At 67.6% G+C, this 19,342-nt stretch carries 19 protein-coding genes; 13 read left to right on the top strand and 6 right to left on the bottom strand.

Going from position 1 to position 19,342, the window contains the following annotated elements:
• From ACS5NL_RS01835 to ACS5NL_RS01850, 4 genes are read left to right on the top strand one after another with little or no spacing between them, the layout of a single operon-like run.
• Window positions 1-636 carry a nitroreductase family protein gene (locus ACS5NL_RS01835; protein ID WP_439351861.1) on the top strand — a complete coding sequence of 212 codons (636 nt, stop codon included), beginning with the start codon at window positions 1-3 and terminating at the stop codon, window positions 634-636.
• A gap of 24 nt (window positions 637-660) precedes the next feature.
• The gene (locus ACS5NL_RS01840) at window positions 661-1,065 is read left to right on the top strand and encodes a ribonucleotide reductase subunit alpha (RefSeq protein ID WP_439351862.1); all 405 of its coding nucleotides are present in this window, start codon (window positions 661-663) and stop codon (window positions 1,063-1,065) included.
• A gap of 5 nt (window positions 1,066-1,070) precedes the next feature.
• Complete coding sequence (locus tag ACS5NL_RS01845; RefSeq protein ID WP_439351863.1) at window positions 1,071-1,637, top strand: hemerythrin domain-containing protein; 567 nt, start codon at window positions 1,071-1,073, stop codon at window positions 1,635-1,637.
• Window positions 1,638-1,679: 42 nt separating this feature from the next.
• Window positions 1,680-2,321, top strand: coding sequence for a flavin reductase family protein (locus ACS5NL_RS01850; protein WP_439351864.1), 642 nt, complete (start codon window positions 1,680-1,682; stop codon window positions 2,319-2,321).
• Between the two features lie 18 nt (window positions 2,322-2,339).
• Here the strand turns inward: ACS5NL_RS01850 and ACS5NL_RS01855 are convergent, their stop codons facing one another.
• Together ACS5NL_RS01855 and ACS5NL_RS01860 are read right to left on the bottom strand one after the other, a co-directional pair.
• The gene (locus ACS5NL_RS01855) at window positions 2,340-3,047 is read right to left on the bottom strand and encodes a fumarylacetoacetate hydrolase family protein (RefSeq protein ID WP_439351865.1); all 708 of its coding nucleotides are present in this window, start codon (window positions 3,045-3,047) and stop codon (window positions 2,340-2,342) included.
• Window positions 3,048-3,150: 103 nt separating this feature from the next.
• Window positions 3,151-4,188 (bottom strand): cupin domain-containing protein, encoded by a 1,038-nt coding sequence (locus ACS5NL_RS01860; RefSeq protein ID WP_439351866.1) that lies wholly within the window; start codon window positions 4,186-4,188, stop codon window positions 3,151-3,153.
• Window positions 4,189-4,303: 115 nt separating this feature from the next.
• Between ACS5NL_RS01860 and ACS5NL_RS01865 the strand changes: the two genes are divergently transcribed.
• The 5 genes from ACS5NL_RS01865 to ACS5NL_RS01885 all read left to right on the top strand — a co-directional run bounded on the left by ACS5NL_RS01865 (window position 4,304) and on the right by ACS5NL_RS01885 (window position 9,041).
• Window positions 4,304-4,789, top strand: a complete 486-nt coding sequence (locus tag ACS5NL_RS01865; RefSeq protein WP_439351867.1) for a MarR family winged helix-turn-helix transcriptional regulator — start codon at window positions 4,304-4,306, stop codon at window positions 4,787-4,789.
• 138 nt (window positions 4,790-4,927) lie between these two features.
• Complete coding sequence (gene pyk, locus ACS5NL_RS01870) at window positions 4,928-6,361, top strand: pyruvate kinase (RefSeq protein ID WP_439351868.1); 1,434 nt, start codon at window positions 4,928-4,930, stop codon at window positions 6,359-6,361.
• Between the two features lie 94 nt (window positions 6,362-6,455).
• Window positions 6,456-7,520: a class II fructose-bisphosphate aldolase gene (gene fba / locus ACS5NL_RS01875; RefSeq protein WP_439351869.1), complete on the top strand. Its 1,065-nt coding sequence runs from the start codon at window positions 6,456-6,458 to the stop codon at window positions 7,518-7,520.
• Between the two features lie 110 nt (window positions 7,521-7,630).
• Window positions 7,631-8,539, top strand: a complete 909-nt coding sequence (locus tag ACS5NL_RS01880; RefSeq protein ID WP_439351870.1) for a phosphoribosylaminoimidazolesuccinocarboxamide synthase — start codon at window positions 7,631-7,633, stop codon at window positions 8,537-8,539.
• Between the two features lie 34 nt (window positions 8,540-8,573).
• Complete coding sequence (locus ACS5NL_RS01885; RefSeq protein ID WP_439351871.1) at window positions 8,574-9,041, top strand: DUF2721 domain-containing protein; 468 nt, start codon at window positions 8,574-8,576, stop codon at window positions 9,039-9,041.
• Between the two features lie 19 nt (window positions 9,042-9,060).
• Here the strand turns inward: ACS5NL_RS01885 and ACS5NL_RS01890 are convergent, their stop codons facing one another.
• The 3 genes from ACS5NL_RS01890 to ACS5NL_RS01900 form a co-directional block, all read right to left on the bottom strand.
• Window positions 9,061-9,732 (bottom strand): nucleoside/nucleotide kinase family protein, encoded by a 672-nt coding sequence (locus tag ACS5NL_RS01890; protein WP_439351872.1) that lies wholly within the window; start codon window positions 9,730-9,732, stop codon window positions 9,061-9,063.
• Between the two features lie 50 nt (window positions 9,733-9,782).
• A complete protein-coding gene (locus ACS5NL_RS01895; RefSeq protein WP_439351873.1) occupies window positions 9,783-9,998 on the bottom strand; it encodes a hypothetical protein in 216 nt (71 codons plus the stop codon).
• Window positions 9,999-10,131: 133 nt separating this feature from the next.
• The gene (locus ACS5NL_RS01900; protein WP_439351874.1) at window positions 10,132-11,088 is read right to left on the bottom strand and encodes a LysR family transcriptional regulator; all 957 of its coding nucleotides are present in this window, start codon (window positions 11,086-11,088) and stop codon (window positions 10,132-10,134) included.
• A 103-nt stretch (window positions 11,089-11,191) separates the two neighbouring features.
• Here ACS5NL_RS01900 and ACS5NL_RS01905 point away from each other — a divergent pair, with 103 nt between their 5' ends.
• On the top strand, window positions 11,192-12,718 hold the full coding sequence (locus ACS5NL_RS01905; protein ID WP_439351875.1) for a CoA-acylating methylmalonate-semialdehyde dehydrogenase: 1,527 nt from the start codon (window positions 11,192-11,194) through the stop codon (window positions 12,716-12,718).
• Between the two features lie 326 nt (window positions 12,719-13,044).
• Here the strand turns inward: ACS5NL_RS01905 and ACS5NL_RS01910 are convergent, their stop codons facing one another.
• Entirely contained in the window at window positions 13,045-13,863 is an 819-nt protein-coding gene (locus ACS5NL_RS01910) for a hypothetical protein (protein ID WP_439351876.1), read from the bottom strand.
• A gap of 328 nt (window positions 13,864-14,191) precedes the next feature.
• Between ACS5NL_RS01910 and mgrA the strand changes: the two genes are divergently transcribed.
• The 3 genes from mgrA (at window position 14,192) to ACS5NL_RS01925 (ending at window position 19,341) form a co-directional block, all read left to right on the top strand.
• Window positions 14,192-15,232 carry an L-glyceraldehyde 3-phosphate reductase gene (mgrA, locus tag ACS5NL_RS01915; protein ID WP_439351877.1) on the top strand — a complete coding sequence of 347 codons (1,041 nt, stop codon included), beginning with the start codon at window positions 14,192-14,194 and terminating at the stop codon, window positions 15,230-15,232.
• An 87-nt stretch (window positions 15,233-15,319) separates the two neighbouring features.
• Window positions 15,320-18,076, top strand: coding sequence for an HzsA-related protein (locus tag ACS5NL_RS01920; protein ID WP_439351878.1), 2,757 nt, complete (start codon window positions 15,320-15,322; stop codon window positions 18,074-18,076).
• Window positions 18,073-19,341, top strand: coding sequence for a hypothetical protein (locus tag ACS5NL_RS01925; RefSeq protein WP_439351879.1), 1,269 nt, complete (start codon window positions 18,073-18,075; stop codon window positions 19,339-19,341). Before ACS5NL_RS01920 ends, ACS5NL_RS01925 begins: the two co-directional genes overlap by 4 nt.
• The last annotated feature ends 1 nt before the right edge of the window (window position 19,342 follow it).

Raw genomic sequence — 19,342 nt, forward strand, 5'->3', positions numbered from 1 at the left:
ATGGACGCCGGCACGCCCGACCACGCCGCACCCGCCGGCCCCGCCGACTGGGCCGAGTTCGCCGCCGAACTGATGTCGGCGCGCCGCACGGTGCTGCCGTTCCGCCTCGGCGAACCCGGCCCCGATGCGGCGCAGTTGCACAGCATCCTGTCGGCCGCGGCCTCGGCGCCGGACCACCGGAACCTGCTGCCGTGGCGCTTCATCACGGTGCCGGCCGACCGGCGCGAGGCGCTGGCCGAGGTCTTCGTGCAGGCCCTGCTGGAGCGCGATCCGCAGGCCGGGCCGCACGAGATCACCAAGGCGCGCGAGAAGGGTTTTCGCTCCCCGTTCCTTGCCCTGCTGGTGGTCGACGCGACCAAGGGCGACGCCGAGATCGGCCTGGCCGAGCGGCTGATCTCGGCCGGCTGTGCGGCGCAGAACCTGCTGTTGATGGCGACCGCGATGGGCTACGGCTCCGCGCTCACGGCGGGCAAGGCCATCGGGTCGCTGGCCCTGCGCCGCTTCTTCGACCTGGGCGAGAGCGAGCAGGCGGTCTGCTTCCTGAGCCTCGGCACCGCGCTCTCGCACGGCAAATCCAGCGTGCGACCGCAAGTCGGCGACTATGTGACCACCCTGGGCGCCACCGGCGCCCGCTGACCCCCTTTTCCGATCGGACTTTTCATGGACATCAGCACCTTCGACGATCTGCTGGCCGCCGCGCGCGCCCAGCCCCAACCCCAGCGCCTGCTGATGGTGTTCGCGGCCATCGAGCTGCCCGACGACGCCTCGCCCGCCGAGCGCGCCGCCTTCGAAAAAGGCCAGGGCGGCGCGCTGGTGCCGCAGATGTGCGTCGACAAAAGCCCCGACGAGCTGGCCTCGTTCGACCAGCTCAGGCAGGAAGCGGCCGGCTTCGGTCAGCCCTGGGGCATGGTGTTCGCCGCCGCCATGTCGGGCACGGCCGGCAAGCCGCCCACCAGCGCCGATGCCGAGGCGCCACTGAAGAAGATGGTCGAGTCCATCCGCCAGGGCCGCATCCAGACCTACATCCCGTTCGACCCGCAGGGCCGCGCGGTGCTGCTGGACTGACGGCCATGGCCGGCATCCACCTGCACCAGATCACCCAGCCCGGCCAGCAGGCGCCGGGCGTGGGCTTCGAGGCGCCGTTCGAGATGCTCGACGCCTGCCACGAGCGCGTCGAACGCATGCTGGCCCTGCTGGGCAAGCTGCGCGAGCACGTGAAGACGCACGGCCCGGACGCCCAGGCCCGCGACGCCGCGCGCGACGTGATGCGCTACTTCGACCAGGCCGGCCCGCACCACCACGAAGACGAAGAACGCCACGTGTTCCCGCCGCTGCTGGCGCAGCGCGACCCGGCCGTGCTGGCCGTGGTGATCCGCCTCCAGCAGGACCACCGCGAGATGGCGGTGTTGTGGGCGCTGGTGCGGGCGGCGCTGTCGGCGCTGGTCGAGGCCGGCGAAGGCTGGCCGGGGTTTTCACCGGAAGATCAACAACGCTTCGACGCCTACGACGCGCTGTACCGGCGGCACCTGCTGGACGAGAACGGCGTGGCCTATCCGGCGGCGCGGGCGGTCATCCGGGGGGCGGCGCTGGAGGTGATGAGCGCGGACATGATGGCGCGGCGGGGTGTGGTGGGCTGAGACGCGGTCTGGAACTTGCATGTCGGATGCAGGAGCCTTGCCATGACCGACATCGACTTTTCCCGTCTCACCGCCTACCAGCGCTACAAGCTCATGGCCAGCCTGATCGTGCCGCGGCCGATCGCGCTGGTGACCACGCTGGGCGCCAACGGGGTGGTGAATGCGGCGCCGTTTTCCATGTTCAACATGGTGGGCGAGGACCCGCCGCTGGTGATGCTGAGCATCAACCGCCTGCACGACGGGCACCTCAAGGACACGGCGGCGAACATCCTGGCCTCGGGCGAGTTCGTGGTGCACATCGCCGACGAGGCGATGGCGCCGCAGATGCACGCCTGTGGCGCATCACTGCCGCCCGAGGCGAGCGAGCTGTCGGTGACCGGGCTGACGCCGGTGCCGTCCTCGACCGTGAAGCCGCCGCGCATCGCCGAGGCGCCGGTGGCGTTCGAGTGCGTGCTGCACGAGACCATGGAGACCGAGAGCCGCTATGTGTTCTTCGGCCGGGTGCAGTGGCTGGCCGCGCGCAGCGGGCTGGTGGACACGCAGGCCTGGCGCGTGAACCTGCGCGAGTTCCACCCGGTGGGGCGTTTCGGCGCGAGCTTCTACACGCGCTGCGGCGACCGCTTCGTGCTGAACGAGGGCGGCGGGCCGGCCGCGCCGGCCTCGACGCCCATCGACCAGCTCTGATCCCGTCGCGTCGGCCGCTTATTCGGCCGCGCCGATCGTCAGCGCGACCTCGGCCACGCCCGCCACGCGACCGGTGATCTGGTCTCCGGGCACCACCGCGCCCACGCCCTCGGGCGTGCCGGTGTAGATCAGGTCGCCGGGTTGCAGGTGATAGAACAGGGACAGGTCCGCGATGATTTCGCGGATGCCCCAGATCAGCTTGTCCACGCCGGACGATTGCTTCGTCTCCCCGTTGACCTCGAGCGCGATGGCACCGCTCTCGATCACCACGCCTTCCATCGGCACGATCTCGGAGCAGACCGATCCCTGCTCGATGTCCTTGCCCAGGTCCCAGGGGCGGCCCTTGTCGCGCGCGACCAGCTGCAGGTCGCGGCGCGTCATGTCCAGGCCGGCGGCGTAGCCGTAGATCACCTCATGCGCGTCTTCGGCCTTGACGCGGAAACCCACCTTGCCGATGGCCAGCACCAGCTCCATCTCGAAGTGGTAGTTCTTGGACTCGGGCGGGTAGGCCACGGTCGCGCCCGAGGGCGTGAGCGTCTGTGGTGACTTGGTGAAGTAGAACGGGCGCTCGACCGACTTGTCGACCGGCTTGCCCATCTCGACGGCGTGCGCGTGGTAGTTGCGGCCCACGCAGAAGATGCGGTGGATGGGGAAGCGTTCGGTCTTGCCGCGGATCGGCAGGGACTGAATCGCGGGTGGGGTGAAGAGGTAGGTGGGCATGGTCATCTGAGGGAGAGGTGTCTGGGTCGAGAAACACCGCGGAACTGGCTTTGCCAGGCCGCTGGTGTTGCCCCTTGAGGGGTGACGCGCGAAGCGCGGCGCAGGGTGGTCAACGAACTTCGTACACGCCGAGCTTGCGGTGCAGCGGGGATTCGTCGGCGATGAAGACAAACGAGGGCTGGTCGGCCGAGCGGTTGATCAGCGTCACGGGTTCGTAGCCCGGCGTGCAGCAAGTGTCGGCCTCGACCAGCGCGAAGCGCTTGTCGAACACGCACACGTCCACGCCGCCTTCGATCAGGTGGAACACCTGCGAGGGCGAGCGCGCCGGCAGCGTGAGCGTCTGGCCGGGCTTGAGCATCAGTGCGTAGAAGCCCAGGATGTTCTCGGCGTCGTCGCCGGTTTCCGGGTTCACATAGGTCACCTGCACGCCCTCCAGATCGGGCTGGTTGGCGGCCATGGCCAGCAGCGCGGCGCGCGTGTCGACCCAGGGGTAGCGCAGCATGGGGTAGCGCCTGTCGCTGCGGCCGAACACCTGCGTCGGCACCACGCCGGCGCGGGTCCAGGCGCGGTCACCGCTGCCCTGCTTCACTATCTGGCGCGTGCCGTTGATGTGGTAACTCGCTTCCATGTAATAGACCAGCGGCAGGTCCAGCACGTCGAGCCACACCACCGGGTCGGTGCCGTCGTGGCCGTGTTCGTGCCACAGGCCGGTGGGGGTCAGGATCAGGTCGCCGCGGCTCATCGGGCATTTCTCGCCGTCCACCGTGGTCCAGGCGCCTTCGCCCTCGACCACCATGCGCACCGCGTTGGGCGTGTGGCGGTGGCTGGGCGCCCATTCGCCGGGCAGCAGCAGTTGCATGCCCAGGTAGATGGCCGGGCTGGCCTTCATGTTTTCCAGCCCGTGCCCCGGGTTGGCCAGCACCAGCACGCGGCGCTCGGCCTTCTCGATCGGGGTCAGCTCGCCGGCCTTGAGCAGCAGCGGCTTGAGCGTGGCGTAGGGCCAGTGCACGGCCTGCGTGGCGCGCGTCGGCACCCTGGGCGGCAGCACCGCGCGCAAGCTGGGCCACAGCGGCACCAGGTTCAGGTTCTTCAGGTCGTCGCGGTAGTCCTGCGGCAGGTCTTCCAGGCGTCCGAGTTCGTGGCTCATGGGTTGTCTCCTTGCGATCGGCCTGACCCGGCCGCACACTAATAATCAGTGTGCTGATCATAAGAGCGCTGCTAAACTGGGTCAACCGCCGCCCACCCCCCTGTTTTCCCTTGCCATGGACACCCTCGAATCCGCCGGTATCGACATCGATCAGCAGCCCGGCTACGCGATCCGGCGCCTGCACCAGATCTCGGTCGGCATCTTTCTGCAGGAGGCGGGTGAGCTGGGCGTGACGCCGGTGCAATACGCCGCCTTGCAGGTGGTGGGCAACCAGCCCGGCATCGACCAGCGCACGCTGGCCCGCACCATCGCCCTGGATACCTCCACCACCGGCGGCGTGATCGACCGGCTGGAAGCGCGTGGCTGGCTGGAGCGGCGCCTGTCGCCGCAAGACCGGCGCGCCCGCCAGCTCTTTCTCACCGCCGCAGGTGAACAGGCGCTGGCCGATACCATCCCCGCCATGCTGCGCGCGCAGGAGCAGATCCTGGCACCGCTGACCGAGCGCCAGCGTGCGGAGTTCATGCGCCTGCTCATGATCGTCGTGACACAGAACAACGACATGAGCCGCGCACCCGGAGACGCCAGCGTCCGCGCAGCCTGAGTGGTCTCGACCTGGGGGCTGGCGGGCAGGCGCCGTACGCTGTACCGTGGTGGTAACTGGTTTCCTCGATAATTGAAACCAAATTACAGGACGGCGCCACCGACCGGCCTGATTCATCCGCCATCCAGGAGACACACCATGCCCCAACGCGCCACCAAGATCGTCGCCACGCTCGGCCCCGCCTCCAGCGACCCGACCCTGCTCGAAGCCATGATCCGCGCCGGCGTCAACGTCGTGCGCCTGAACTTCTCGCACGGCAAGGCGCAGGACCACATCGACCGCGCCAACCTCGTGCGCGAGGCTGCCCGGCGCGCCGGCCGCGAGGTCGGCATCATGGCCGACCTGCAGGGTCCGAAGATCCGTGTCGGCAAGTTCGCCGAAGGCAAGGTCATGCTCGAACCCGGCCAGCCCTTCGTGCTCGACGCCTCGCGCACCGAGCCGGGCGACATCGCCGGCGTCGGCCTGGACTACAAGGAGCTGCCGCGCGACGTGAAGGCCGGCGACACCCTGCTGCTCAACGACGGCCTGATCGTGATGACGGTCGACAAGGTGGTCGGCGACGCGGTGCACACGACGGTCAAGCTCGGCGGCGAACTGTCCAACAACAAGGGCATCAACAAGCAGGGCGGCGGGCTGACGGCGCCGGCCCTGACCGCCAAGGACATGGAAGACATCAAGACGGCAATGAGCCTGATGGCCGACTACGTCGCGGTGAGCTTCCCCAAGAACGCGACCGACATGGAGCTGGCGCGCCAGCTGTGCAACATGGCCGCCGCCCAGTACAACCACAAGCCTGGCCTGATCGCCAAGATCGAGCGCGCCGAGGCGATTCCCGAACTGGCCAACATCCTCAAGGTGTCCGACGGCATCATGGTTGCCCGCGGTGACCTCGCGGTCGAGGTCGGCAACGCGGCGGTGCCGGGCCTGCAGAAGCGCATGATCAAGCTGGCCCGCGAGATGGACAAGGTGGTGATCACCGCGACCCAGATGATGGAGTCGATGATCGTCAACCCGGTGCCCACCCGCGCCGAGGTGAGCGACGTCGCCAACGCCGTGCTCGACGGCACCGACGCCGTGATGCTCAGCGCCGAGACCGCCGCCGGCAAGTACCCGCTGGAGACGGTGCAACAGATGGCCGCGATCTGCCAGGAAGCCGAGAAGACCGACCACGACCCGCTGGAAGACGACTTCGTCGGCGCGCACTTCACGCGCATCGACCAGGCCATCGCCATGGGCGCGCTGTTCACCGCGCACCACCTCAAGGCCAAGGCCATCGTGGCGCTGACCGAGTCGGGCTCGACCGCACTCTGGATGAGCCGCCACAACGTGCGCATGCCGATCTTCGCGGTGACCTCCAAGCTCTCGTCGCAGCGCAAGATGACCCTCTACCGCAACGTGCGCCCGCTGCTGGTCGACACCAGCGCCGACCGCGACACCGCGCTGGCCGAGGCCGAGGCCGACCTCAAGCAGCGCGGGGTGATGCAGGCCGGTGATGTCTATGCGATCACGGTCGGCGAACCCATGGGCACGCCCGGTGGCACCAACACGCTGAAGATCTGCCGGGCGATGTGACCCTCCCTGCGCCGCTGTCATCGGCGAGCAAGGCGGGGCGCCTTAAAATCCCGAAAGTTACAGACCGGTTACCAACTTTCCCAAGGGGTTTTTCATGGCGCTCGTTTCCATGCGCGAACTGCTCGACCACGCTGCGGCCAACGGCTACGGCATCCCGGCGTTCAACGTCAACAACCTGGAGCAGGTCCAGGCCGTGATGGCCGCCGCCGACGAAGTCGGTGCGCCCGTCATCCTGCAGGCCTCGGCCGGCGCCCGCAAGTACGCGGGTGAAGCCTTCATCAAGCACCTGATCCAGGCCGCCGCCGAGATGTACCCCCACATCCCGCTGGTCATGCACCAGGACCACGGCACCAGCCTCAAGGTCTGCGAAGGCGCCATCGGCCTGGGCTTCGGTTCGGTCATGATGGACGGCTCGCTGATGGAAGACGGCAAGACCCCGGCCAGCTTCGACTACAACGTCGACGTGACCCGCCAGGTGGTGGCACTGGCGCACAAGACCGGTGTCACGGTCGAAGGCGAACTCGGCTGCCTGGGCAACCTGGAAACCGGTGACGCCGGCGAAGAAGACGGCATCGGCGCCGAAGGCAAGCTGGACCACAGCCAGATGCTGACCGACCCCGAAGAGGCGGCCCAGTTCGTCCAGGCCACCCAGCTGGACGCGCTGGCGATCGCCATCGGCACCAGCCACGGCGCCTACAAGTTCAGCCGCCCGCCCACCGGCGACATCCTGGCGATCAGCCGCGTCAAGGAAATCCACGCCCGCATCCCCAACACCCACCTGGTGATGCACGGTTCGTCCAGCGTGCCGCAGGACCTGCTGGCGATCATCAACCAGTACGGCGGCAAGATGAAGCAGACCTACGGCGTGCCGGTCAAGGAAATCCAGGAAGCCATCAAGCACGGCGTGCGCAAGATCAACATCGACACCGACATCCGCATGGCGATGACCGGTGCGGTGCGCAAGTTCATGGCCGAGAACCCCGAGAAGTTCGACGCCCGCGAGTGGCTCAAGCCCGCGCGCGAAGCCGCCAAGGCCGTGTGCAAGCAGCGTTACCTGGAGTTCGGCTGCGAAGGCCAGGGCGCCAAGATCAAGGGCGAGACGCTTTCGGTCATGGCTGCCAAGTACGCCAAGGGCGATCTGGCACAGCAAGTCCGCTGATCCTGCCGCCGGACCGACCTGCGATAATCCGCAGGAATGGTTCACAGCCCGCTGACTGTTCGGTCCGCGGGCTTTTTTCTTGCGTTTTGTCTTCCCGCGACCGACCGATCATGACCACCGCCCTGCACACCTCCGCCCTCAAGTCCCTGCCGCTGCTCGCGCGCGGCAAGGTGCGTGACAACTACGCCGTGGGCGACGACCGCATCCTGATGGTGGCCTCGGACCGCATCAGCGCCTTCGACGTGATCATGGGCGAGCCCATTCCCGGCAAGGGTGCGCTGCTGACCAAGCTCTCGCTGTTCTGGTTCGACCAGCTCGGTCCCAAGGGCCTGAACATCTGCCCCATCCACCTGACCGGCGACGCGCCCGAAAGCGTGGTCTCGGCCGACGAGGTGGCCCAGGTCACCGGCCGTTCCATGCTGGTGCAGCGCTTGAAGCCGATCCCGGTCGAGGCCGTGGTGCGCGGCTACCTGGCCGGCAGCGGCTGGAAGGAATACCAGGAGAGCCGTTCGGTCTGCGGCGTGAAGCTGCCCGAGGGCCTGCAGAACGCCAGCAAGCTGCCCGAGCCGATCTACACCCCGGCGGCCAAGGCCGAGATGGGCGAGCACGACGAGAACATCACCTTCGAGCAGACGGTGGCCATGGTCGGCGCCGACGTCGCCGCGCAGATCCGCGACAAGGCGATTGCGCTGTACAAGGCCGCGGCCGAGATTGCGCTGAAGAAGGGCATCATCATCGCGGACACCAAGTTCGAGTTCGGCCTGGACAAGAACGGCACCGTGGTGCTGATGGACGAGGTGCTCACGCCCGATTCCTCGCGCTACTGGCCGGCCGACCAGTACGCCGTGGGCAGCAACCCGCCCAGCTACGACAAGCAGTTCCTGCGCGACTGGCTGGAGACCGCCAGGGTCAACGGCCAGCCCTGGGACAAGGCGCCGCCCGCGCCGCGCCTGCCGCGCGAGGTGATCGAGAAGACCTCGGCCAAGTACCAGGAAGCGCTCGCGCGCATGCTGGGCTGAGCCTTCCCGCTGCTCCCACCTGCCGCTGATCCGCATGAGCCTGCCCGTCGACGTCGCCTCGGTCACCCACAGCGTGCAGCTGGCGGTGGCGCCGGTGTTCTTCCTGACCGCCGTGGCCGGCATGATCAGCGCGGTGGCCGGACGGCTGGCGCGCATCATCGACCGGGCGCGGATCCTGGAAGAGCGGGTGCGGACTTGCGCCGATCAGGAGCAGATCGGCCGCCTGCTCCAGGAACTGGTGCTGCTGCGCCAGCGCGGGCGGCTGGCGAATTTCTCGATCGGTTGCCTGGCGCTGTGCGGCTTCTTCATCGGCGTCACCATCATCTCGCTGTTCCTGGGGCAGACGTGGGAAATGCAGTGGCCGCTGGTGGCGGTGACCTGCTTCCTGCTGGGCGTGTGCTCGTTCCTCGTGGCCCTGGGCGGCTTCCTGTGGGAAACCGTCCTGGCCACGCACCTGCTGAACTTCAAGGTGCTGGAAATGGACCGCGAGTTCCGCGGCTGAGCGCCGGCTAGGCGCTCTTTCAACCCGCGAAGCCCGCGCCCCAGCGGAACACGCGGTGGGCCCGTGCGCGGGTGGCTTCGATGCGGCGGGCATTGGGCTCGTCGGTCTGCGCCACCCAGCTGCGGGCGTCTTCTGCTGCACGGCCAAAGGCTTCATGTCGCGCGATCAGGCGCTGCAGGCGCAATGCCTCGTCCTCTTCCACATACCAGACTTCGTCGAGCAGGCCGCGCACGTCGCGCCAGCCGGGCTCGTCCATCAGCAGGTAGTTGCCTTCGGTGACGATCAGCGGCACCTGCGGTTCGACCGCGATGGCGTTGGCGATCGGCTCTTCGATTTCGCGGCGGAAGTCGGGTGCGTAGACCGTCACGCCGTCCTCGGGTGCACTCAGCCGCCGCAGCAGCGACACGTAGCCATGGCTGTCGAAGGTGTCGGGTGCACCCTTGCGGTGGGCGCGGCCCAGGCGCTGCAGCTGCACGTTGGCGAGGTGGTAGCCGTCCATCGGCACCAGTTGCGCCGCGCCGCCCAGGTGCTCGCACAGCGCGCGCGCCAGCGTGGACTTGCCCGAGCCGGGAGCGCCGACCAGGCCGAGCAGGAAGCGCCGGCCGGTGTTCAGCCGGGACTTGAGGTGTTCAAGAACCTCGGCCGGGACGGTGACCGAGGGGGGCGTGGAAGGAGTCGTGTCTGGTGGCATGGGCGCCGATTGTCGACCGAGCCACACGGCCCGCCAGCGGCGCAGGGTCTTTACGCGAGTTCGTGACGGTCGGCGGCGGCGTACAGATCTTGCGCGAAGGCGGGATCGCTCTTCTGCAGGTCATCGGCCATGGCGCGCAACTGCTCGGCTTCTTCGAAGCGGGTCAGCGGACGGGCGGGGGTGTTGCGGGTGTCGAACCAGCCAGCGAACATCTCGCGGACGGTGGACAGGAAGTGGGCGGAATGGGAAAAGGCTGCAGTGCTCATGACACGCTCCGGTAGACAACAGTGGGTTTGCTGCACTGCAGTATAGGGTTAACCCTAGGTTTTGTACTGGGGAGTTGCGCCTATTTCCCCGTGCATTTGTCCACCAGGTCACGCTCCGGGCTTCCGAAGCGCCTCAGATTCCGTCGGAAAACCCCGGCGCCAGCGTCTCCCGCAGGTGAGCCACAAAGGCGGTGACCGCCCGGGGCACGTGGGCCGAATACGGGCGGATCGCGTAGAGCTGCTCGGCAAACGCACCCACCGGCTTCCAGTCGGGCAGCACCTGCACCAGCTTGCCCGCCAGCAGGCTGGCCTGGGCCGTGAAGTCCGGCAGCAGCGCGATGCCCAGGCCGCCCAGCGCCGCGTCGCGCAGGGCCTCGCTGTTGTTGGCCGCCAGCGCGCCCGATACCTGCACCGTCATCCGCTCCCGGCCCACCGAGGCTTTCAAGGGCTCCAGCGTCCAGGCCGGTGTGTCCTGCGAGCGCGGGTAGTGCAGGCAGTTGTGGTTCACCAGGTCGGCGGGCGTCTGCGGCGTGCCCTGCCGGCGCAGGTAGGCGCGGCTGGCCACCAGCACCGAGCGCGTGGCGCACAGCGTCCAGGCCACGTGCGTGTCGGGCGGGTGGGCGGTGTGGCGGATGGCGAGGTCGAAGCCCTCGGTCGCCAGCGACGAGAGCCGGTCGGCCATGTCCAGCTCCAGCCGCACCTCGGGGTACTGGCGCAGGAAATCGGGCAGGCGCGGCACCAGCTGCTGGCGCGCAAAGGCCACCGGTGCCGTCACCCGCAGCAGGCCGCGCGGCGCCCCGGCCGCGTCGCGCACCTGGGCGAAGCACTGCGCGATGTGTTCGAACGACGCCCGCGTGTCGTCCACCAGGCGCTGGCCGGCCTCGGTCAGGCGCACGCTGCGGGTGGTGCGCTGCACCAGCGCCACGCCGGCCAGCCGCTCCAGCTCGGCCATGCGCTGGCTCACCGCCGCCTTGCTCACGCCCAGACGCGCGGCGGCGGCTGTGTAGCTGCCCTGCTGGGCCAGCACGTTGAGCCAGTGGAAGTGGCCCCACAGCTCGTTGGTTCTTTCGTGGATCTTCTGCTCGTTCATGGGTTGATTGTTCATCATTCTGAACAATCAATTCAACATTTCGGTCTTGTATCGAACGCCCCCGGTTTCTAGACTGCGTGCATTCATTCACTGGAGACATCCCATGAACGCTCGCCATCCCGCCGTCACCGACATTGCCCACTACATCGGCGGCGCCGTCAGCGCCGGCACCTCCACCCGCGCACAGGACGTCTTCAACCCCGCCACCGGCGCCGTCACCGGCCGCGTGTCGCTGGCCAACGGCGCCGATGTGGATGCGGCCGTGGCCGCCGCGCAGGCCGCGTTCCCGGCCTGGTCTGACACCCCGCCGATCCGCCGCGCGCGCATCCTGTTCAAGTTCCTGGAACTGCTGAACCACCACAAGGACGACCTGGCCCGCATGATCACCGCCGAACACGGCAAGGTCTTCACCGACGCGCAGGGCGAAGTGGCCCGCGGCATCGACATCGTCGAGTTCTCCTGCGGCATCCCCCAACTCTTGAAGGGCGACTTCACCGACCAGGTCTCCACCGGCATGGACAACTGGACCATCCGCCAGGCGCTGGGCGTGGTGGCCGGCATCACGCCGTTCAACTTCCCGGTCATGGTGCCCATGTGGATGTTCCCGGTCGCCATCGCCGCCGGCAACACCTTCGTGCTCAAGCCCAGCCCGACCGACCCGACGCCCAGCCTGTTCATGGCCGAGCTGCTGAAGAAGGCCGGCCTGCCCGACGGCGTGTTCAACGTCGTGCAGGGCGACAAGGAAGCCGTGGACGCGCTGCTGGTGCACCCGGACGTCAAGGCGATTTCCTTCGTCGGCTCCACCCCGATTGCGAATTACATCTACGAAACCGGCGCCCACCACGGCAAGCGCGTGCAGGCGCTGGGCGGTGCGAAGAACCACATGGTCGTGATGCCCGACGCCGACCTGGACCAGGCGGTGGACGCGCTCATCGGCGCGGCCTACGGCTCGGCCGGCGAGCGCTGCATGGCGATTTCCGTGGCGGTGCTGGTGGGTGACGTGGCCGAGAAGATCATGCCCAAGCTGATCGAACGCACCAAGACGCTGAAGGTGCTCAACGGCACCAACCTGGCCGCCGAGATGGGCCCGATCGTGACGCGCGCCGCCTACGAGCGCATCACCGGCTACATCGATGCCGGCGTGATGCAGGGTGCGGACCTGCTGGTGGATGGCCGCCAGTTCGATCCGAAGCAGACCGGCGAAGGCTGCGAGGGCGGTTTCTGGATGGGCGGCACGCTGTTCGACAACGTCACGCCGAGCATGCGCATCTACAAGGAAGAGATTTTTGGTCCGGTGCTGAGCTGTGTGCGCGTGGCCGACTTCGGCGAAGCGGTGCAGCTGATCAACGACCACGAATTCGGCAACGGCACGTCATGCTTTACCCGCGACGGCAATGTGGCCCGCGAGTTCGCGCGCCGCATCCAGGTCGGCATGGTCGGCATCAACGTGCCGATTCCGGTGCCGATGGCCTGGCAGGGTTTTGGCGGCTGGAAGAAGAGCCTGTTCGGCGACATGCACGCGTACGGCGAAGAGGGCGTGCGCTTCTATACGAAGCAGAAGTCGATCATGCAGCGCTGGCCTGAGTCGATAGGCAAGGGCGCCGAGTTTGTGATGCCGACAGCCAAGTAATCCGACTTCTGTCTTTCTGCTGGCCTCGTTGCGCTTTGGCGTGGCGAGGCTTTTTCATTGGCGGCTGGTGTGGCGGGTCTGAGCTGGGGCGGAGGACTGCGCTCATGTCCCCCGGACCGGGCTGTGCCCGGTCCTCCTCCTTTACTTCGCTTCGCCCTCCGCCCCAGTTCAGACCGGGAGACACATTGGCGCGTCCACCGTGGATAGCACGCTTGTCGAGCTTTTGCGGTGTGGCGTTTGGTTCAGTGGGAGGGCTTTGTTTCGGCCCGATGCAGTTGTACGAAATGCCGAACTGTTGTTGCTAGATGAGCCGTTTGGGCTCCCCTTTACCCTGTTTTCCCCGACTGTTTGGCTGCGAGCTGAGCGGCCCTCTTTGCATCCCGCTCTGCCTTTGCCTCCTCAGCCGCTTTCCGCTTCGCGAACTGGCGCACGCCCTCGGCGAAATTCTCTGGGATGTACACGTACTTGATCACCTCATCGATGATTTCGGGATGCAGGAAGAATGGCGAGTTGCCTGCTTCCCAGTCCGGTCGCATCTTCACAGCCTTGCGTCGCGACGGACCGAAGAACAGGTTGTTCCAGATCAGTGCTTCACGCGCCGGGTGATCCTTCTGTTCGATGACCTTTTCCAGGATGCCTCCCGTAATGCATGTTCCCTTTTCATGCTTTTCCTTCGCCCGATGAACGCGATCAAGCTCGTCGGTCAGGAAGTTCACCGTCTTGCCGTACCTGTCAACGGTGTCGTAGTCCAGCGGCTGGCAGTACCTTCTGATTTCCCAGACTGCCCGGTCCAATCGGACAATGTCGAATGGCTCAATGTCGTACGAGACTAGGTAGTACCGATCGTCAGCTCCACAGTCTTCAAGCTTCTGAATGAACTTGACGGTCTCGGCACTGAGATCCAAATCGAACTTGCCGTGCAACTTCATCCTCTCGATGCCGGGAAGCACACTGTGTTTCAACTTTTTGGCATCCACGCGATTGAGCAAGAGAACTCCTTTGACGTATTTCTCAAGGCAGTGCAGGGCCGACCAACGGAAAGGCTGAATCAACCTCGCTCGATACGCCATTCGTGCAGTGATGTAGTCCTTGTCTGCGGTCTCACGAAAACTTCTGATCGCGAAGTCGTTAATCAGGATGTGCATTGGATGAGGCATCGCATCTCTTCTGAAGTCGGTGTCCTAACCAGCGTACAACACGTACATCATCCGCGCCGAAGTGGTTGCTCCAAGCCGAAGTGGGTCAAACCTGAATGGTGAATCTGAGTTCGCGCGAATCCACTCCCGGACCGGCGCGCCAGGGTGTACTGCATAGCGAAGTAAAGGAGGAGACGGCCGAAGGCCGTCGGGGGACATGAGCGGCGCAGGGCACCCTGGTGCATCGGTCCTGCGAACGAAGGGGTTGTTCCCCGCATGTAACCACCAGCTGCGAACGACTGGGTAGAGTCACTGTCCACAACGAACGGAGACCGTCATGTACACCGCCAACGCCTCCCGCTACGACCGCATGCCCTACCGCACGGTGGGCCGCAGTGGCCTGAAGCTGCCCAGCATCACCCTCGGCCTGTGGCACAACTTCGGCAACACCACGCCCATGGAGACGCAGCGCGCCATGCTGCGCACCGCGTTTGACCTGGGCATCACCCACTTCGACCTGGCCAACAACTACGGCCCGCCGGCCGGCAGCGCCGAGACCAACTTCGGCGAACACCTGCGGCGCGACTTCCGGCCCTACCGCGACGAGCTGATCATCTCCACCAAGGCCGGCTGGGACATGTGGCGCGGGCCCTACGGACAGGGCGGCGGCTCGCGCAAGTACGTGCTGGCCAGCCTGGACCAGAGCCTCAAGCGCATGGGGCTGGACTACGTCGACATCTTCTATTCGCACCGCTTCGACCCCGACTCGCCGCTGGAAGAAACCATGGGTGCGCTGGCCACGGCGGTGCAGCAGGGCAAGGCGCTGTACGTCGGCATCTCCAGCTACTCGGCCGGCAAGACGCGCGAGGCCGCGGCCATCCTGCGCAGCCTGGGTGTGCCGCTGCTGATCCACCAGCCGTCCTACAGCCTGCTCAACCGCTGGATCGAGGAAGACCTGCTCGACACCCTGCAGGCCGAGGGCACGGGCTGCATCGCCTTCAGCCCGCTGGCGCAAGGTCTGCTGACGAACAAGTACCTCCACGGCGTGCCGGCCGACGCGCGCATGAACCGCCCCGGTGGCGGTTCGTTCACCGCCGACCACCTGAGCGAGCAGAACCTGGCCCATGTGCGCGCGCTCGACGCGCTGGCCCAGGCGCGCGGCCAGAGCCTGGCGCAGATGGCGGTGGCCTGGGTGCTGCGCCACCCGGGCATGAGTTCGGCCCTGATCGGTGCCAGCAAACCGGAGCAGATCACGGAGCTGGTGGGCGCGCTGGACAAGCTGGACTTCAGCGCCGACGAGCTGGCCGCCATCGACCGCCACGCGGTGGACGGCGGCATCAACCTCTGGAAGAAACCGTCGACCGACCAGCGGCCCTGAGCAGGCGCCTGGCCACTCGCGCCACCGGCACGGCCGTTCAACCTCCTGTAACGTCCGGGCGAAGAACGGTCGGCTATAAGCCGGTCCATGACCTTTTTGACACGGCACCCCCTGGGCCGGGTGGCGCGGCAGGCCCTGCTGTGCGCCTCGGCGGCGCTCCTGGTCGCCTGCGGCGGCAGCCGCCAGGACGCACCGGCCACCGAAACCGCCCAGACGCGGGCGACGGTGGAAGACGGCGCCCGGCTCAACCGGCGGGAACTGGCGGCGGCCGAAGCGCAGGAAAAGCGCAGCGGCCCCATGTTCGCCGCGCTGGACGCCGCGCGCGCCAAGGCCGTGGCCAACGCCGTGCCGGTCTACCGCTTCTTCAACAGCCAGACCAGCGCGCACTTCTACACCACCAGCACGGCCGAGCGCGACCAGATCGTCGCCACCCTGCCGCAGTTCCGCTATGAAGGGGCCGCCTTCCAGGCCATTGCCGCCGCCGGCGCGGGCCTCAGCCCGGTGCACCGCTTCTACAACCTGAACACCGGCGTCCACTTCTACACCATCAGCGAAGAAGAGAAGGCCCAGATCCAGGCCAGCCTGCCGCAGTTCCGCTACGAGGGCGTCGCCTACTACGCGAGCAAGGTGGCGGCGACCGGCTTCATTCCGCTCTACCGCTTCTACCTCTCGGCCAAGGGCTTCCACTTCTACAGCGCCTCGCAGAGCGAGGCGGCGCAGGTCCGCACCACGATGTCGCAGTACGCCGACGAAGGCGTGGGCTATTACGTGCCCGGCACGCCGGAGCAGGTGGCCGGCGTGGCCAACCCGATCCTGTTCGTGACCCAGGTGCCCAACACGGCCGATTTCGCCAACCGCATGTCGAGCTTCGGCAACCACCTGGCCCGGCCCGACCACGCACCGCGCGGCGGCGACCTCTACATCCGCTATCCCGACGGCACGCTGCGCAACCTCACCCGCGAGGCCGGCTACGGCGCCGACGGCATGCAGGGTGCGGGGGCGATCGCGGTGCGCGAACCTTCGGTGCACTGGAGCGGCGGCAAGGCGCTGTTCTCCATGATCGTCGGCGGGCCGTCGGCGCGGTACCAGGTCGGCACCTACTACTGGCAGATCTACGAAGTCAGCGGGCTGGGGCGCAACGAGACCGTCTCGATCCGAAAGATCGCCAACCAGCCAGCGACCTACAACAACGTCTCGCCGTTCTACGGCACCGACGAGCGCGTGCTGTTCACCTCCGACCGGCCGCGTGGCGGCGAGGCGCACCTCTATCCGCAGCTGGACGAATACGAGAGCACGGCGACCGTCACCGGCCTGTGGAGCCTGAACCCCGGAACCGGCGACCTGCGCCTGCTCAACCAGTCGCCCAGCGGTGTGTTCTCGCCCACCATCGACAGCGCGGGCCGCGTCGTGTTCACCCGCTGGGACCACCTTCAGCAGGACCAGCAGGCCGATGCCCAGCGCGCCGGTCAAGCGCAGTACGGCGCCACCACCTACGCCAGCGAAGCGCCGGGCGCGGCCTCGCTGGGCCTGACCGACGAAGCCTTCCCCGAACTGCGCCAGGACCACACCGGCGCGTTCGGCCGGGTCGCCGGCTACACCAACAACTTCTTCACCCCCTGGCAGGTCAACGAGGACGGCAGCGACGAAGAAACCCTCAACCACGTCGGCCGCCACGAGCTCTCGTTCAACTACCTCGGCCAGTCCTTCCTCGACGACCCGGCGCTGACCTACTACGCCAGCTCGGCCTTCCACGCCAACACCAAGAACCTGCGCGGCGACGGTGGCCTGTTCCACCTCCGCGAAGAACCCTCGCGCCCGGGCAACTTCATCGCGACCTACGCGCGCGAGTTCGGCTCGCTGACCACCAACCAGCTGGTGCGCTTCACTGGCGGCGCCGGCGCGAACCCCGACGCGATGGTGGTCACCGACCTCACCGTGCCGTCCCGCAACGACGGCTCGATCGCCGGCGGCCGCTTCCGCAACCCGCTGCCCCTGGTCAGCGGCACCGTGCTGGCCACGCACACGCCGACCGAGGCCGCCACGCCGGCGCAGATGACGCAGTTCCTGATCAAGCCGCTGGTCGCGGGCACGGGCGGCCTGCTGCAGGCCGGCGTCTCGCTCACCGGCGGCATCCGCAAGTCCATCAGCTGGTGGGACCCGGACACGCTGCGCAGCTTCGACGGCCTGGTGTGGGAGCTCGAAGCGGTCGAGGTGGTGGCGCGGCTCAAGCCCGCGACCCGCCAGGCGCCCGCGCTGGCCGCGCCCGAGCGCCAGATCTTCACCGAGGAGGCGGTCGACGAGACCCAGTTGCGCAACTGGCTCAAGGCCAACGACCTGGCCATGATCATCACCCGCAACCAGACCTCGCGCGACCGCGCCGACCAGCAGCAGCCCTACAACCTGCGCGTGCCCGGCGGGGTGAGCACCGTCGCGCCGGGCGGCGGACGGGTCTACGACATCGCGCACTTCCAGCTGTTCCAGGGCGACCAGATCCGCGGCTACAAACACGCCGGCCGCCGCGTGCTGGCCACGCCGATGCACGATCCGAAGGCCAGCCTGCCGGCCAACGCCGGCGGGCCGCTCGGCAGCGTGCGCATCGCCGCCGACGGCTCGACCGCGGCCTTCGTGCCGGCGCGCCGCGCCATGACCTGGCAGACCACCGACGGCGCGGGCAATGCGGTGGTGCGCGAGCGGGTCTGGATCACCTTCCAGCCCGGCGAGGTGCGGCTGTGCGCCTCGTGCCACGGCGTCAACACCAGCAACCAGGCCGGCGGCCTCGCACCCACCAATCCGCCCGAAGCACTGCGCACGCTGCTGCGGTACTGGAAGGCGCTGCCCAGGTGAGGCCCGGGCACCGGCGCTGGCTCCGCGCGCTGCAGGTCTTGCTGCTGTGGTGCCTGGCGCCTTGGGCGCAGGCGACGGTCACGCTCACGCCGGTCTACCGCTTCTACAACCACGGCACCGCAGCCCACTTCTACACCGTCAGCGCCGACGAGCGCGACCGGGTGATGGCCAGCCTGCCGATGTACCAGTACGAAGGCGTGGCCTTCCAGGCCTCGACCACCGCCGACGCCTCGCTCAGCCCGGTGCACCGCTTCTTCAACGCCCGCACCGGCGTGCACTTCTACACCATCAGCGAAGCCGAGCGACAGCGTGTCCAGTCCACGCTGCCCGACTTCCGCTACGAGGGCGTGGCCTATCACGCGGGCACCTCGCCCGGCGCCAACCGCACGCCGCTCTACCGCTTCTATCTGGCCAGCCAGGGTTTTCACTTCTACAGCGCCAGCGCGACCGAGGTCGCGAACATCCGCGCGACCCTGCCGCAGTACGTGTACGAGGGCGTCGCCTACTACCTGCCGGCCAGCGAGGTGATCGCCGGCCTGAACTACCCCTCGAACCACACCTCCTACGACGACCTGCGCTTCAAGTTCACTGGCGCCAGCCTGGTCGACCCGTATCCGGCGACCTACCTCTGGCGCGTCAACCTGCGGCACCAGAACGGCTACTACACGACCTTCTTCTGGGGGCCGGACGGCGGCTTCACCGCGCAGGCCTATTACGGCGCGCACCCGTATCCCGACGGCGGCGGCAGCGAGACCACCACGCACAAGTGGGAGGTGTCGATCGAAGGCGGTGACGACGTGGTCGACCTCAATGGCCACTCCACGGTGGTCAACTACGGCGCCTGGCACACGCAGGCCCTGGTGGTGCGCCGGGTCAACACCGACGAGATCGAAGCGAGCTTCTACTGGAACCTGCCCGACACCAGCAAGGTGATCCGGCACACCACGCTGTATTCGGACTACGCCAGCACCTTCGGCAGCCGGCCCTACGCCGGCATGGCCCTGAGCTTCGGCGACGCGCCCTGGAGCATCGCCAACGAGCGGCTCAGCGGCATCCTGCGCGGCATCCAGATCTATGCGACCGCGCTGTCGACCGCGGACATCCTGGCCGAGGCGGCGGCGCCGCTGAGCACCACCGCCGGCGCTGCCAGCGTCTGGTACCTCAACCTGAACCCGACACCGACCGACATCGCCGACAAATCGGGCCAGGGCCACCACCCGGTCTGGGCCGGCCCGGCGCGCCCGGCGCTGTGGACCGGGCCCTGAG

It is taken from the genome of Hydrogenophaga sedimenti, assembly GCF_051857515.1.
Lineage (GTDB): Bacteria > Pseudomonadota > Gammaproteobacteria > Burkholderiales > Burkholderiaceae_C > Hydrogenophaga.

Coding starts and splice junctions, on each gene's coding strand:
- ACS5NL_RS01835 (WP_439351861.1), top strand. CDS start 1: ATGGACGCCGGCACGCCCGACCACGCCGCACCCGCCGGCCCCGCCGAC.
- ACS5NL_RS01840 (WP_439351862.1), top strand. CDS start 661: ATGGACATCAGCACCTTCGACGATCTGCTGGCCGCCGCGCGCGCCCAG.
- ACS5NL_RS01845 (WP_439351863.1), top strand. CDS start 1,071: ATGGCCGGCATCCACCTGCACCAGATCACCCAGCCCGGCCAGCAGGCG.
- ACS5NL_RS01850 (WP_439351864.1), top strand. CDS start 1,680: ATGACCGACATCGACTTTTCCCGTCTCACCGCCTACCAGCGCTACAAG.
- ACS5NL_RS01855 (WP_439351865.1), bottom strand. CDS start 3,047: ATGACCATGCCCACCTACCTCTTCACCCCACCCGCGATTCAGTCCCTG.
- ACS5NL_RS01860 (WP_439351866.1), bottom strand. CDS start 4,188: ATGAGCCACGAACTCGGACGCCTGGAAGACCTGCCGCAGGACTACCGC.
- ACS5NL_RS01865 (WP_439351867.1), top strand. CDS start 4,304: ATGGACACCCTCGAATCCGCCGGTATCGACATCGATCAGCAGCCCGGC.
- pyk (WP_439351868.1), top strand. CDS start 4,928: ATGCCCCAACGCGCCACCAAGATCGTCGCCACGCTCGGCCCCGCCTCC.
- fba (WP_439351869.1), top strand. CDS start 6,456: ATGGCGCTCGTTTCCATGCGCGAACTGCTCGACCACGCTGCGGCCAAC.
- ACS5NL_RS01880 (WP_439351870.1), top strand. CDS start 7,631: ATGACCACCGCCCTGCACACCTCCGCCCTCAAGTCCCTGCCGCTGCTC.
- ACS5NL_RS01885 (WP_439351871.1), top strand. CDS start 8,574: ATGAGCCTGCCCGTCGACGTCGCCTCGGTCACCCACAGCGTGCAGCTG.
- ACS5NL_RS01890 (WP_439351872.1), bottom strand. CDS start 9,732: ATGCCACCAGACACGACTCCTTCCACGCCCCCCTCGGTCACCGTCCCG.
- ACS5NL_RS01895 (WP_439351873.1), bottom strand. CDS start 9,998: ATGAGCACTGCAGCCTTTTCCCATTCCGCCCACTTCCTGTCCACCGTC.
- ACS5NL_RS01900 (WP_439351874.1), bottom strand. CDS start 11,088: ATGAACGAGCAGAAGATCCACGAAAGAACCAACGAGCTGTGGGGCCAC.
- ACS5NL_RS01905 (WP_439351875.1), top strand. CDS start 11,192: ATGAACGCTCGCCATCCCGCCGTCACCGACATTGCCCACTACATCGGC.
- ACS5NL_RS01910 (WP_439351876.1), bottom strand. CDS start 13,863: ATGCACATCCTGATTAACGACTTCGCGATCAGAAGTTTTCGTGAGACC.
- mgrA (WP_439351877.1), top strand. CDS start 14,192: ATGTACACCGCCAACGCCTCCCGCTACGACCGCATGCCCTACCGCACG.
- ACS5NL_RS01920 (WP_439351878.1), top strand. CDS start 15,320: ATGACCTTTTTGACACGGCACCCCCTGGGCCGGGTGGCGCGGCAGGCC.